At 44.7% G+C, this 13006-nt stretch carries 16 protein-coding genes; 7 read left to right on the top strand and 9 right to left on the bottom strand.

All coding sequences use genetic code 11. From position 1 onward, the window contains the following. The first annotated feature begins 360 nt into the window (after positions 1-360). Positions 361-1416, top strand: coding sequence for a porin (locus tag F0265_RS21445; RefSeq protein ID WP_171750302.1), 1056 nt, complete (start codon positions 361-363; stop codon positions 1414-1416). Positions 1417-1549: 133 nt separating this feature from the next. Further along, positions 1550-2350 carry a DUF2057 domain-containing protein gene (locus F0265_RS21440; protein ID WP_171750301.1) on the top strand — a complete coding sequence of 267 codons (801 nt, stop codon included), beginning with the start codon at positions 1550-1552 and terminating at the stop codon, positions 2348-2350. Between the two features lie 544 nt (positions 2351-2894). On the opposite strand, the gene F0265_RS21435 is transcribed toward F0265_RS21440, so the two are convergent. From F0265_RS21435 to F0265_RS21415, 5 genes are all read right to left on the bottom strand, one after another. Beyond that, the gene (locus F0265_RS21435) at positions 2895-3347 is read right to left on the bottom strand and encodes an NfeD family protein (protein ID WP_171750300.1); all 453 of its coding nucleotides are present in this window, start codon (positions 3345-3347) and stop codon (positions 2895-2897) included. 8 nt (positions 3348-3355) lie between these two features. Continuing rightward, positions 3356-4279 (bottom strand): SPFH domain-containing protein, encoded by a 924-nt coding sequence (locus tag F0265_RS21430; protein ID WP_019274732.1) that lies wholly within the window; start codon positions 4277-4279, stop codon positions 3356-3358. Between the two features lie 140 nt (positions 4280-4419). After that, positions 4420-5274 carry a co-chaperone YbbN gene (locus F0265_RS21425; protein ID WP_171750299.1) on the bottom strand — a complete coding sequence of 285 codons (855 nt, stop codon included), beginning with the start codon at positions 5272-5274 and terminating at the stop codon, positions 4420-4422. A gap of 302 nt (positions 5275-5576) precedes the next feature. Then, the gene (locus tag F0265_RS21420) at positions 5577-6404 is read right to left on the bottom strand and encodes an SDR family oxidoreductase (protein ID WP_171750298.1); all 828 of its coding nucleotides are present in this window, start codon (positions 6402-6404) and stop codon (positions 5577-5579) included. Between the two features lie 45 nt (positions 6405-6449). Continuing rightward, the gene (locus F0265_RS21415; protein WP_171750297.1) at positions 6450-7364 is read right to left on the bottom strand and encodes a TIGR01777 family oxidoreductase; all 915 of its coding nucleotides are present in this window, start codon (positions 7362-7364) and stop codon (positions 6450-6452) included. Positions 7365-7595: 231 nt separating this feature from the next. Between F0265_RS21415 and F0265_RS21410 the strand changes: the two genes are divergently transcribed. From F0265_RS21410 to yfcE, 5 genes are read left to right on the top strand one after another with little or no spacing between them, the layout of a single operon-like run. Beyond that, entirely contained in the window at positions 7596-8330 is a 735-nt protein-coding gene (locus tag F0265_RS21410; RefSeq protein ID WP_171750296.1) for a DUF1538 domain-containing protein, read from the top strand. Next, on the top strand, positions 8327-9121 hold the full coding sequence (locus F0265_RS21405) for a DUF1538 domain-containing protein (protein ID WP_171750295.1): 795 nt from the start codon (positions 8327-8329) through the stop codon (positions 9119-9121). Before F0265_RS21410 ends, F0265_RS21405 begins: the two co-directional genes overlap by 4 nt. Then, entirely contained in the window at positions 9111-9461 is a 351-nt protein-coding gene (locus tag F0265_RS21400; protein WP_043008947.1) for a P-II family nitrogen regulator, read from the top strand. Before F0265_RS21405 ends, F0265_RS21400 begins: the two co-directional genes overlap by 11 nt. Continuing rightward, a complete protein-coding gene (locus F0265_RS21395) occupies positions 9458-9862 on the top strand; it encodes a CBS domain-containing protein (protein ID WP_171750294.1) in 405 nt (134 codons plus the stop codon). The genes F0265_RS21400 and F0265_RS21395 overlap by 4 nt, the downstream gene beginning before the upstream one ends. Positions 9863-9912: 50 nt before the next feature. Then, on the top strand, positions 9913-10458 hold the full coding sequence (gene yfcE / locus F0265_RS21390) for a phosphodiesterase (RefSeq protein WP_171750293.1): 546 nt from the start codon (positions 9913-9915) through the stop codon (positions 10456-10458). A 26-nt stretch (positions 10459-10484) separates the two neighbouring features. Here the strand turns inward: yfcE and F0265_RS21385 are convergent, their stop codons facing one another. From F0265_RS21385 to F0265_RS21370, 4 genes are read right to left on the bottom strand one after another with little or no spacing between them, the layout of a single operon-like run. Continuing rightward, complete coding sequence (locus tag F0265_RS21385; protein WP_171750292.1) at positions 10485-10763, bottom strand: SelT/SelW/SelH family protein; 279 nt, start codon at positions 10761-10763, stop codon at positions 10485-10487. A gap of 6 nt (positions 10764-10769) precedes the next feature. Then, on the bottom strand, positions 10770-11525 hold the full coding sequence (locus F0265_RS21380; protein WP_171750291.1) for a sulfite exporter TauE/SafE family protein: 756 nt from the start codon (positions 11523-11525) through the stop codon (positions 10770-10772). Positions 11526-11574: 49 nt separating this feature from the next. Then, positions 11575-12090 (bottom strand): regulatory protein ToxS, encoded by a 516-nt coding sequence (locus tag F0265_RS21375; RefSeq protein ID WP_006957388.1) that lies wholly within the window; start codon positions 12088-12090, stop codon positions 11575-11577. Between the two features lie 10 nt (positions 12091-12100). Then, complete coding sequence (locus F0265_RS21370) at positions 12101-12967, bottom strand: transcriptional regulator (RefSeq protein WP_171750290.1); 867 nt, start codon at positions 12965-12967, stop codon at positions 12101-12103. Positions 12968-13006 lie beyond the last annotated feature (39 nt).

Below are 13006 nucleotides of genomic sequence, written 5' to 3'. Positions count from 1 at the left end.
CATTATCTTTATGCGAGTCACTTCAAAGTTAATTTATCTGTTTTTATATTTAAGATTTTGATTTTTAATGATTTTGTTGTTTTTGTTTTGATTATCATTAGGGTAATTGGATCTTGATCACTATGTTTAGAAAAATTTGTAGCTGGTCATATTTTTTTATTTAGAAATTAAGTTCTGATTGATGTTTTTTGTCGCGAAGTTAGTCTTAAGGCCATGGATACACCGGGTGTATGCAGAATTAGAAAGTGAGAAATTAATGATTAATCTTTTGCTTTCGTCATAGGAAATGATTCTCCCTTCGGCGGCCAACTTAAGGTGAGAACAACAAAAACAGCTATATCCATTTTTAGGAGTTCTTCCATGGAAAAAATGTTCAAACGCACTCTTCTTGGTGCAGCAGTGGCGATGGTTTCTACAGGTGCATTAGCAGCTGAATCATCTCAGGTTGGTATTATCTCTGACTTCAATGTTCAAGCTTACGGTGTGGCAGCGATCTCAATCGTAAACTACGACTCTGAAGAGACGAAAGCAGGTGTTACTAAAGATACTGGTACAGGCTATGACTACGAAAACGAATCACGCATTGGTTTCCGTGCAAGCAAGGATATGTACGAAAACGTAAATGTTTTCATGCAGATTGAGTCTGGCTACGTTGGTGAAAATGGCGACGGTGCATCACTGGGTAACCGTGATACGTTCCTTGGCCTAAAAGGCGATTGGGGTAAAGTACGCTTTGGTCGTATGCTGACGCCTATGTATGAAGTAATTGACTGGCCTTACGCAAACCCAGGCCTAGGCGCTGTATGGGACTGGGGCGGTGATGTGAAATACAACCGTGACCGTCATGGTGATATGGCACGCTACGATTCAGTTGATTACAACGGTTTCACTTTCAATCTGGCGACTGGTCGTGGTGATGCAAGCGTAAAAGATAACTACTTCTACGGTGCTGCCGCGCACTATCGTCTGAATGACAGCTTAACTTTCCATGCTGCACTGGAAACTGAAACGGATCGTCAAACTGATGCTGATGCTGGTACTCTGGCTGATACGTTTGGTTACCTAGTCGGCTTTGAAGCATCTCTTCCTGCAGGTTTTGGTATTTCTGGTGCATATAAAGCAGGTGAGTCTGATGAGCAAGGTGGTGCAAAATCAGAGCAGGCTTCATATTCTGTTATTGGCCAATACTGGACAGGGCCATGGGGCTTCAAGCTAGGTTACGCAGCGAATATGGACTCAGAAGCTGATGGCGTTAAGACGAATAACGAAGACAACGTTGTATCTGGTCAGCTGATGTACGTTCATAATGGTTTTGTACCTTACGTACGTATTGCCCAGCGTGATATCCTTTCTTCAGATGGTTTAACAAACACAGAAACATTTGTTGTTCGTGTTGGTCTAGAGTACGGTTTCTAAGAGTTTCCCAATTTAGTTCTTAATAAAATACGCTGGTCATTATTGGCCAGCGTTTGTTGTATTGAGAGGTAGAGCCTGAAGATAAAGGGTAATTCGAATAGTATATAACGGAGTAATTTCCAGGGTGGTTTATATGAAGAAAATTATTTTAGCGTCACTTCCTTTATTGATGGTAGGTTGTACTACGTTAGATTCAACAAGCGATTTTACCGATGCAGTAAAACGAGTTGAATCGAAACAGAACTATCAAATTATTGTTGGTAAATCACTAACGCCGGATGCACTTGAAGTGAACGGTAGTCAGTTGGTGAAGTCATCATTAGAGCTGAATTATGTAACTCCAACACAGAAAAAAAACGTACCAGATTCTTTTATTAAAATGGAATTACAGTACTTTAAAAACTATAACGAATTTAAAACAGTAATGGTTGAAGGTAGCAATAAAGAGGTTGCTCTAAAGCCTTACGCTGCATCAGCGGAAACCTGTAGTGATGTATGTACTCAAACTCAGTATGTCAGATTTCCAGTGTCTAGCCAGCTTCTCGCACAGCAGCCGTATCAAGATCTTAAATTTGATGTGACCGCGTCGAATGCGAATAACATTACTTTCTCTATCCCTTCGGGTTACATTGAAGCTATTGTGAACAGCGCCAATTCTAATGTAGCTCCGGCTGTGGTAGCTGCTCCTGTTGCTGCTGCGACTTCTGTGGCGCACAGCTCGTCTTCAAAAGCGATAGAGATGACGCAATATTGGTTTGAGCAAACGCCAAAAGAACAACGTGATGATCTATTGAGCTGGGCGGTTGAAAATCGCAACTCAACCAAATTGACGCTTACAACCGATTCCAAGCAACAAGAAATGTTTGGTTACTGGTATGGGAAAGCAACGAAAGAAGAAAGAAAAACAGTCATTAAACAACTGCTAGAATTATAAAAAGAGAAGGAGCCGAAAGGCTCCTTTTTTCATCTCATTACCGTACCATCGCTATTTTCACATATAACGATTGGCATGCGTTCAACTACCCCTGAACTTAATTCACATTTCACTATTGGGCCCGAAGCAGTGCTTCCTACGGGTGATTGTGCTGCTACCGAAAAACTAAAAATAAGACTACATGCTAACGCAACGAAATATTTCATAATAAACACCTCACTAAAAATCCCATTAAAGAGATATTTATCAGTATGTCGCTTAACGATGAAAGATCAAAAAAAAGTTTAGTTATTTAAAATTTTCTTTAATAAATAACTCTTACTTTTTGTGGGAAATGAATTAATAACTAAATGATATGGTTAGAATGTTATTTTGTTTGAAATGAGAAGGTTGAGTTTGATTATTGCTATTTGTCGGTATAAATAGCAACTTAATTCAAGACAATAATACGCTAAGCATTTGAATACTATCACTTGTTACTTCAAGGGAAGCGTTTCTAGAAGAAAAAAGGCTCTTTGTTAAGACAAAGAGCCTGAGATAGAGATTATTTTTTTTCTTCTATAGTGAGAATAATACCGTTCACTTGGGTTATTTCTACGAGTGTACCTGCGGATATCGCCTGTTCAGTTTGTGCTGACCAGGTGGTATCCCCCACTTTTATGCGATGCTTTCCTGGTGCTAGGTTTTCTTCAACCAGAACTGTCTGACCAATGAGTTGTTTTTGCTTCTGGTTTAAGTCTCGGTTTAGATCGTCGGAGGAGTCCTTCTTAAACTGTCGTCTCCACCATAACCAAGTTGTCATAAGCGAAAATACACTGAACGCAATCCACTGCAGTTGCCAACTCATCGGAAGTAAAGTAAGTAGTAGGCCGACGATTAAAGCTGACAAACCCAGCCAAAGAAAGTAGCCAGCAGTACCAAGCAGTTCCACAGCCAGTAAAGCTAGCCCGAAGGCTAGCCAGTGCCAATAATTGAGAGAATCGAGTAATTCGAACAAGAGCACCTCTATTTATTTTGATCGGATTTATGCTTGAACATTTCTGCGATACCAGCCACGGAACCCATCAGCCCCGATGCCTCAAGTGGTAGCATGATAATCTTGCCATTTTCGGCTTGGCCAATCGCCCGCAATGCGTCCGTATAGCCTTGGGCAATGAAGTAATTCACAGCCTGCATGTCACCTTGGGCAATCGCTTCCGATACCATAGTTGTTGCTCTCGCTTCGGCTTCAGCTGCTCGTTCACGAGCCTCTGCTTGAAGTATCGCGGCTTGTTTATCACCTTCCGCCTTCAAAATCTCCGATTGCTTCTGGCCTTCGGCTCTTAAGATCTCCGCCTGACGAATACCTTCAGCTTCTAATATCTCAGCACGCTTGTTACGTTCTGCTTTCATTTGAGCATTCATGGCGGCGGTTAGATCCGCTGGTGGCTGCACATCTTTGATTTCAATCCGTGTTACTTTCACACCCCAAGGGTTGGTTGCTTCATCAACAATAGACAGTAATTTGCTGTTGATCATATCACGTTGACTCAGCATCTCATCAAGCTCCATAGAGCCTAGGACGGTACGGATATTAGTCAGTGTAAGGTTACGAATAGCGTGTTCTAGGTCGTTAACTTCATACGCGGCTTTCGCTGCATCGACCACTTGGACAAAACAGACGGCATCGATGGTGACGTTAGCGTTATCTTTAGAAATAACTTCCTGAGCGGGGATGTCTAACACGCGCTCCATCATATTGATTTTATGACCTATACCGTCAATAAAAGGAATGATGATGTTCAGGCCTGGTTTTAGAGTCAAGGTGTAGCGGCCAAAACGCTCGACGGTCCAGTGGTTACCCTGAGGTACAGTCTTGACGCCTGCCATGATGAACGCAATAGCGACAATGAGAAAAATGCCGATGGTAATGAGAGAGTCGATAGCCATATCTGAGTCCTTGTATAAGTTATTATGTCGATTGTTGCTTAATTCATGTGGCAGCACAATGACATAAATGAGAACCAGTGCTAAATTCGCGCAAAATTAAAGCCGGACATGCCGGCTTTAAAGGTGATTTATAAGGAAGACTAATAGAGTACGGAGTAGAGCTGTCGACGATACTTCGCGGCAATTGGGTTTCCCTGACCTAGTGCTGCGAGAATGTCCATAAAGTGCTTTTTCATGTCGCCATCAAGAGCATTTAAATCACTGCGTAAGAAAGTCCATAGTAATTCGAGTGCTTCTTCGTCACGATTAACTTGATGGTAGCTCAGTGCCAGTTCTGCGGCGTTTTTGGCATCCGCTGGATTTTCTTTCAACGCATTCTCAAGAGACTGGATTTCAGGGCTGTTCGCCGCTTGGTCGTGCAGCTCCAGTTTTGCTACTAAGCCTTTGTAGTAGTTGTCCTGATATTCCATAGGGATGGTATCTAGCAAGGCTTTAGCCTGATCAAAGCTCTGAGTTTCTAGTAAGCAGTCTGCTAAAGCGAGTTTTACGTCGCCTTTATGTTTGAGCTCATCTGGCAATGCCTGAAGAAGCGCTAAAGCCTGAGCGTGCTGGCCTGCTTGAAGAAATTCTACGGCTTGTTTTAGATTAAGCTCGTCTTGGCTTGGTAGATGCTTGGCTAGCATAGCTTGAATCGCAGGGAGCTCTTGAGGGCCGCCTAAGCCATCGACAGGCTGACCATTCACAAACAATGCAATGGTGGGCAGAGCTTGTACACCAAACTGGCTTGCGATCATCTGCTCTTGTTCGCAGTTGAGTAATGCCAGTGTGAACGCTCCATTATATTGTTGAGCAAGATTTTGCAGCTCGGGAATAATTTGAGTGCTTTCTTGGCTCATTGGGGCCCAGAAATGAATAAGTACGGGCGTTTGCATTGAGCCTTCCAGTACTTGACGGAAGTTCTGTTCGCTCAGTTCCACAATAAAAGGAGATTGCATTTGGTGATTCCTTGCAAAGAGTTGGATACAACAAACATATGGGCGGTTGCTATAGATATCAAGGGAATAGCAGATACAAAAACACCGCTTATGAAAGCGGTGTGATTGCTGCCTAATGCAAGCGAAGGTGTTTATAAAACGATAAACAATGTTAGCGCAACACCCACACTTAGCCAGTTTAACTGGTTCAATGTCATGTCTTTTACCGAATGTAACGCTTAAATGAGGTCATGAAGTGAACAACTTCAGGGTGTAAATTAGCGTCTTATTGTTACGAAAAAATTACACTCGGTGATTTATTTTTAGGCAGCGCGTCGCAAAATACCATCCAATAATCGGCTAGGCAGTAACCGTTTTAACACGGCAAACACTTTGGTTGGTGTGGTGACTCTGTAGCGAATTTTAGGTTTGTCTGATTCTAGTGCATGCAGAAGAGGCGCTATACATGATTCAGCGGGTAAAACAAACGAGTTGTTAGAAGACTCTTTTTCTAAGCGCTGTAATTGATCTTGGTATTGCTGATGATGGACGCTGTCTTTGATATCAATCCACTTTAGAAATGCTTGCAGCGCATTTTTTCTGAATTCAGTCTCTATTGGCCCCGGCTCTATCAGGCTAATGTGAATGTCGCTGTTGTGCAGCTCTAATCGAAGTGTGTCTGTCCAACCTTCAAGCGCAAACTTGGAAGCGTTATACGCGCCTCTATATTTCATCGCTGCAAAGCCAAGAACGGAACTGTTTTGAATAATTCTGCCGTGCCCATTCTGGCGCAAAACCGGTAAAATCTCGCATACTAGCTGATGCCAGCCAAAAAAGTTGGTTTCAAACTGTTCTCTTAAAGCTTGAGTGGGGAGATCCTCCAACGCACCCGGTTGACCATAAGCCCCATTGTTAAACAGAGCACCAAGCTTGCCGTTCGTCAGTTCTAGTGCCTTTTTAACCCCGCTTGAAATGCTGTCACTATCAGCCAGATCTAGCTGTATGCACGTTAGCCCTTCGTTGCGCAGGCGTTCAACATCATCGGTATGTCGACATGACGCAATGACTTGATAGCCTTTTTGGTGGAGTGCGTGCGCACAAACGTAACCAATACCGGTCGAACAACCAGTGATGAGTATAGATTTAGACATGAGATCCTTTCTTCTAGCGCAACGGAGATGGCTTAGAGTAAAAGATTATTCATGATGTTGTAATAGATTTTTCAGAGCGGGCTCTAATCGGGAGTAACTGAAACGAAATCCGAGCTCCGTAAGCTTTTTGGGCTTAGCTCGAATACTATCAAACAGCAATACTGAACTTTCCCCCATAGCCAAACGCAGAGCCCATTTGGGGGTAAACAAAAGGTGAGGGCGTTTGAGTGATTTCGCCAATGTTTGGCTAAACTGCTTGTTGGTCACGGGGTGAGGTGCACATAAGTTAAATTCACCGTGTGCGTGTTCTGTTTCAAGTAAATAGACAATACCGCGAACCATGTCCAGCATATGTATCCATGGCATGTATTGTCGGCCATTGCCGATTGGCCCACCTAGGCCAAGCTTATAAGGCAGTAGCATTTTTTCCAGTGCCCCACCGTCTTGTCCTAGTACGACCCCTGTTCTGAGTATGCATACTCGGGTGGATTCAGATCGAGCTCGATTAGCGATCTGTTCCCACCTTGCGCAAACGTGGTGAGGGAATCCTTCGTGATGAACGTGCAGCCCTTCATCGAAAGGGTGGTCTTGTTGGTCGCCATAATACCCAACCGCAGAACCGCTGATAAACACGGAGGGGGGAGATGTGCTGGCATGGATCAAATCAACGATTTTTTCGGTGATAGCCCAACGGCTTTTGCAAATGGTTTCTTTTTGTTGTTCATTCCAGCGCTTATCAGCGATGGGCTCACCCGCTAGATTGACAATGGCATCGAATTCATTGAGGTCATGGTACTGCTCTAAGTCTGATAGATAGGTGATGTTGCCTAAATCAGCATGGTTGACGGCCGCTTTTGCTTTGGCGGGAGAACGGGTGAGCAGAACGACTTCATACGTTGTGAAGTGTTTCAGCAATTCCCTGCCAATAAAACCTGTGCCACCAGTGAGTAGTACTTTCATTCCGCTCTCCTTTGCTCCTCCATAAATGCCAGATTACTCAGGTGGCATTTATGGTAATTCTAGTAATTATAGCGAGTTAGCAGCGATTAGGATCACTGATTATGCAAAACTAACGATTATCACAAAATTAACATTTTGTTACTTTTGTTGGTCATCCCGCAATGCGAGTCACATCAACCGTGTATTCCATTTGTCATCATAAACAAGTACTTCACAGATAAAGAGGTTTCTATGCAGGCAATTACTGCGCTGCTAAAAGCGTTCTTGGGCAGCATGAGGGATTTGTTGCCAATCGTTGCCGTAATTGCTTTTTTTCAGCTGGTGGTACTGCAAGAGCCATTACCCAATATGTTATCGATACTGTTCGGCCTGATGCTGGTTGTCATGGGGTTGACGTTTTTTATCTTTGGGCTGGAGATGGGTCTGTTTCCTATTGGTGAGTCGATGGCACAGGCGTTTGCTCGCAAGGGCAGCGTGTTTTGGTTGATGATTTTCGCCTTTTGTTTGGGCTTTGGTACTACAGTCGCCGAGCCTGCACTCACTGCGGTAGCCGATGAAGCGGCAGAAGTTGCGGCTGAGGGGGGGATGATTGCTTCTGGGGAAATGGCGAAGGACGATTATGCCAATGGTTTGCGCTACACCGTCGCCTTATCGGTCGGGATAGCCATCATGCTAGGAGTACTTCGAATTCTTAAAGGGTGGTCCATTCAATACATGATCATCGGCGGATACATTGGGGTTGTCGTACTGACCATGTTTGCACCAGACGCCATTATTGGTGTGGCATACGACTCTGGCGGCGTGACCACATCAACCATCACTGTACCTTTGGTGACGGCGCTCGGCGTTGGGCTTGCATCGGCCATTAAAGGTCGCAACCCGATGATAGATGGCTTTGGGTTAATCGCCTTTGCGTCCTTGCTACCTATGATGTTTGTGATGGTTTATGGAATGGTGGTGGCATGATTGAATGGTCGCATTTTGTTGACACTTTCCTTGGCACCATTAGCGATGTCATCCCCATTGCATCGATTATTTTCGGCTTTCAGTTTGCAGTATTACGCCGTCCGGTGACTAATCTACCTAAAGTGTTGCTTGGATTCGGGTACGTGATTCTTGGCTTATCTTTATTTCTCATTGGTTTAGAGCTGGCGTTGTTTCCACTTGGGGAAACGATGGCGACGCAATTGACGGCACCTGCTTTTTTACAAGAATTTAGAGCCAGTGTGTCGGGCGCTATCGGGTGGCAGGACTACTACTGGGTGTATTTATTCGCGTTCTGTATTGGCTTTAGTACGACGATTGCTGAGCCTTCTTTGATTGCTGTCGCTATTAAGGCTAACCAAGTCTCAGGTGGTTCAATCAGTGTGAACGGCTTACGCATCGCCGTGGCTTTAGGAGTGGCGATTGGTATCTCCTTAGGGAGCTATCGGATCGTAGTTGGTGACCCAATTCATTACTACATTATCGCTGGCTACATTGTGGTTGTTATCCAAACCTTTTATGCCCCTAAGTTGATTGTCCCGTTGGCCTACGATTCTGGCGGTGTCACGACATCCACCGTTACCGTGCCTTTGGTCGCTGCTTTAGGGTTAGGGCTGGCTTCTACCGTTCCGGGAAGAAACCCCATGATTGATGGTTTTGGACTGATTGCTTTTGCCAGTTTGTTCCCAATGATTTCTGTTATGGGCTATGCCCAAATCACTCGTTGGCTTAACAAGGAGTCGACGCAGGAGGATAGTGAAAATGCGCTTTAAATTGATACTGGCTTTTGTCGAAGACAGTAAAACTGAAACGGTACTGGACGCGGCCAGAAATGCAGGCGCCACGGGTGCTACCGTCATCAATCACGCCAGAGGTGAAGGCTTGAATAAGAAGCGCACCTTTTTTGGCCTGACACTGGAAGTGCAAAAAGACGTAGTGCTGTTCGTTGTCGAAGAGCACCTTTCTCGTCATATTCTTGAGACCATCAGTGACGTTGGCGAGTTTGATCAGGAGTCGGGGCAGGGAATAGCGGTACAGATCGACATTGAAGATGCAGTCGGCGTTGCTCATCAGGTGGAAAAACTAACCAAAGTAGTAGAGGACGAATTATGAGCAGTCATGAAAAAATCCGGGTACGCGATGTGATGGCGAGTACTTACGTCATGATTGATGGCCTGACAACCGTCAGAGAAGGCATTCAGTTGGCACGTAGCCATGAAGTGAAAGCCTTGGTCGTGAACAAGCGTAACGAAGATGATGAGTTCGGTCTGGTGCTAATGAATGATATTGCGAAAAAAGTATTGGCAAAGAATCGCTCGCCGGATCGGATTAATATTTATGAGATCATGACAAAACCAGCTTTGTCGGTGGATCCTGACATGAACGTGAAATATTGCGCACGTTTGTTTGAGCGCTTTGGTATCAGTCGAGCACCTGTGGTTGAAAACGGTCAGGTTATAGGGATGGTGAGCTACAACAATATTGTGATTAATGGCATGGCAAGAGATGACTAAACATCGTTGAGTCAGTAAAATAGCCTCAGTTTTTTTGAGGAAATGATGTCATGAAATTGTTTTTTACCTCAGACTTTCATGGCAGTTTGCCTGCAACCGAGAAAGTACTTGCGCAGTTCGACCAATCTGGCGCTGAGGCTTTAGTTTTACTGGGCGATGTTCTTAACCACGGACCACGTAATCCGGTACCTGAAGGTTACAACCCTCCAGAAGTCGCGGAACGACTCAATCAATATGCGCAGCAGATTATTGCGGTAAGAGGCAATTGTGACAGCGAAGTAGATCAGATGCTGCTCTCGTTTCCGATGATGATGGATTACGCATGGGTGTTACTTGAGAGTGGCCATCGCTTGTTTGTCACTCATGGCCACCTGTACAACACGGATAAACGTCCGCCTTTAAAGCGTGGGGATGTGATTGCACATGGTCATACCCATGTGCCTGTTGCGCAGTGGCAGGGAGAACAAGTCATCTTTAACCCAGGTTCGGTGACGTTTCCACGTAATGGCTTTGAACCTAGCTTCGGTGTCTATGAAGAAGGAGAGCTAAAAGTGGTGACCTTTGATAATCAGCTGCTAGCCTCGATTCAACTATAAAAAATGCCCGTTAAAACGGGCATTTTTTACTTACTGTCAGAGTGGCCAAGGTCCCTTTCTGGGTCAATGATATCTCGGACTTTCTGTTTCAGTACTTTCGCTTCTGGGAAGCCACCATCACGCTTTCTTTCCCAAATAAGTTGACCATTGCAATGAACCTCAAAACGGCCTCCTGTATCGGGATGCAAGGAGACGGTTTCGATCTCTTCACTGAACGTATGGAGCAGCTCCTGAGATAACCATGTAGATCGCAACATCCAATTGCATTGGCGACAGTAATAAATATCGATTTTTGCTTTGTCCATAAACACTCACAGTAATAACTTGATGCCGACCGCAAAGGTCAACAATTCAAAACAAACCTTAATAACCTGATTACTATAACGAGTGCTCAGGTAAGCTCCTAGCCCTCCGCCAAGGAAGGAACCCAGCAATAAGATAGGTAACCACGGCCAGTAAATTGGGGCGCCTGCTTGTGCCACCGCAGCACCGCCAATACCGTTCCAAAACAGCCCGACGCAAATCATGGTTAACGCGACAGCCTGCTTATAGCTGTAACCAAACCAACGAACTAAGAAGATGGTCACTAATAGCCCAGAACCCGCGGTGAGAGAGCCATTTATTATCCCAATTAGAATCAGGCATAGCCCGCCAAATACCCAACCTAGTGTATGACGATTTGTTGGAAGTTCTTGCTGGCCCAACTGCTTTTTGAAGCGAGAGTAGACGCCGATAGCCAGAATCATCAGACCCAATAATGTTTCGGCCAGCTTTTCTGGAATCATCAACACGATATTCGCACCGATGATGACACCGATACTACCTACCGTAATCAGATACAGAGCGACTTTGAAGTCTATCGTTTTTTGCTTAATGTGCGTGAACGCTGCACCAATACCAAGCGCGACGCTGGCGACCTTGTGAGTTGCAAGCGCAACGGAAAACGGTAGGCCAAAGAAAATGAGCAATGGGAATTGCAAGAGTCCAGCACCACCGCCAGACAGAGAAGCAAGCGTGTTTGAGATAAATGAGCCAATCAGTAGCCCAATTGAGTGAATCCAATCCATGATGAGTAAGATAAAGTTAGGGGAGCATCATGCTCCCCTTTGGTAGAAATTAGTTAGAGAAAAGTACCGTAGAACCGTGACTTAAGCTCGTCAGAAGCAATGTTTTCTCATTCACAATGTCGATACGACGGCTCTGCTGAGCATCCATCTTAAAGATCTGCGTGATCAGTTTTAGCTGATCTGCAGTGAAGTCTTTGCTTTGCGCTGAAGAAACGTCTTTGAACTCGATAGGGGAAACCAGCAGGTAGTTATCACTGATATCCCATTCGCCCGTTTCAGAGATGTTGATGACGTTTTCACTTTCCGCGTTGTTGGCATACAGACGAACAGTAGCAACACGAATGTAGCTACCGTTAGGCAGGTACTTCACATTCGAGGTGACATCCACTTTGCGAAGCGGTCCTACCGACTCTTCTTGAAGGCTATCTGTTATTACCGTCACCATTTTTGACTGCCATTCTTTCGCGGTCAGTACTTGCTCAACTTTTAGATCACTGCCCCAGTAAAGCCAGCCACTGAACAGAGCTGACAGAACAAGTAATCCAGCTGCGATTTTCTGATTCATGTCGTTATTCCTATTGGCACACTTTACTGAGATCTTGTTGGTCCGCAAAAATACGAACAGTGATATTTTCGCCTGAGTTGTCTAGTGAATGAATGTAGTTCAGCACTAGTTGGTTGTTCTGACCACCAGTCGCGATCACCTCAACTGGAGCGACGGTCGCATGAGCGGCATTGTAGCGTTTCACGCACTGCTCAATCGATGGATACCATTCACTAAGATCAGGATGATTAATGGGTGTTTTCACCGGAGTATTATCGTAAACCGCAACCTGACGGAATTTAGATTCCGCTGGGTTGGTAAACAACACAACACACAAAGGAATGAGCACTGCCAGAACCAGCATAATGCGCATCGCCCATCTAGATTGTGGCTTGACCTGCTTTGTGCCACTTGGCGCTGACTTAGTTTCCGTAACCGTCGATTTAAGTGGGCTAACTTCGTCTACGTGAGATTCAGTAGGCAGCTCGACAGAAACCTCTTCCGCTTCAAGTGCTTCATCTTCGGCTACTGGCGAGTCTCCACTCATTAACGGAGTTGCACGTTCTACATTACAAATGAGTTGATAGCCGCGCTTCGGCACTGTTTTGACATATTGAGGAGATTTGGTTGAGTCTTGAAGCTGCTTACGTAATGTCGAAATCGCCTGAGTAAGGCTAGAGTCATCCACCTCAAAGCCTTGTTCTCGCCAGACGAAGTCATGCAGTTCATTACGGGATACGATGTCATTGGGCTTTTCTGACAATAAAAGCAGGATGCGACTTTCATTACTTCCCAGACGAATGACTTCATTGTCGTTTGACTTGTCCACCAGAGAGTTCGTATTGGGGTCAAAAGTGAATCTGTTAGCAAGATTGAACTTAGTGCCTATGTTACTCATTGGATATGACCATTATTGTTGTATAGATTTCATCAGATG

This window comes from Vibrio sp. RE88 (assembly GCF_013113835.1).
GTDB lineage: Bacteria > Pseudomonadota > Gammaproteobacteria > Enterobacterales > Vibrionaceae > Vibrio.
Note: the sequence above shows the minus strand (reverse complement) of the source record. Positions and strands in the feature narration are given on the sequence as shown.

Coding starts and splice junctions, on each gene's coding strand:
- F0265_RS21425 (WP_171750299.1), bottom strand. CDS start 5,274: ATGCAATCTCCTTTTATTGTGGAACTGAGCGAACAGAACTTCCGTCAA.
- F0265_RS21385 (WP_171750292.1), bottom strand. CDS start 10,763: ATGGACAAAGCAAAAATCGATATTTATTACTGTCGCCAATGCAATTGG.
- F0265_RS21380 (WP_171750291.1), bottom strand. CDS start 11,525: ATGGATTGGATTCACTCAATTGGGCTACTGATTGGCTCATTTATCTCA.
- F0265_RS21440 (WP_171750301.1), top strand. CDS start 1,550: ATGAAGAAAATTATTTTAGCGTCACTTCCTTTATTGATGGTAGGTTGT.
- F0265_RS21395 (WP_171750294.1), top strand. CDS start 9,458: ATGAGCAGTCATGAAAAAATCCGGGTACGCGATGTGATGGCGAGTACT.
- F0265_RS21445 (WP_171750302.1), top strand. CDS start 361: ATGGAAAAAATGTTCAAACGCACTCTTCTTGGTGCAGCAGTGGCGATG.
- F0265_RS21370 (WP_171750290.1), bottom strand. CDS start 12,967: ATGAGTAACATAGGCACTAAGTTCAATCTTGCTAACAGATTCACTTTT.
- F0265_RS21420 (WP_171750298.1), bottom strand. CDS start 6,404: ATGTCTAAATCTATACTCATCACTGGTTGTTCGACCGGTATTGGTTAC.
- F0265_RS21410 (WP_171750296.1), top strand. CDS start 7,596: ATGCAGGCAATTACTGCGCTGCTAAAAGCGTTCTTGGGCAGCATGAGG.
- F0265_RS21415 (WP_171750297.1), bottom strand. CDS start 7,364: ATGAAAGTACTACTCACTGGTGGCACAGGTTTTATTGGCAGGGAATTG.
- F0265_RS21405 (WP_171750295.1), top strand. CDS start 8,327: ATGATTGAATGGTCGCATTTTGTTGACACTTTCCTTGGCACCATTAGC.
- F0265_RS21400 (WP_043008947.1), top strand. CDS start 9,111: ATGCGCTTTAAATTGATACTGGCTTTTGTCGAAGACAGTAAAACTGAA.
- F0265_RS21375 (WP_006957388.1), bottom strand. CDS start 12,090: ATGAATCAGAAAATCGCAGCTGGATTACTTGTTCTGTCAGCTCTGTTC.
- F0265_RS21430 (WP_019274732.1), bottom strand. CDS start 4,279: ATGGCTATCGACTCTCTCATTACCATCGGCATTTTTCTCATTGTCGCT.
- yfcE (WP_171750293.1), top strand. CDS start 9,913: ATGAAATTGTTTTTTACCTCAGACTTTCATGGCAGTTTGCCTGCAACC.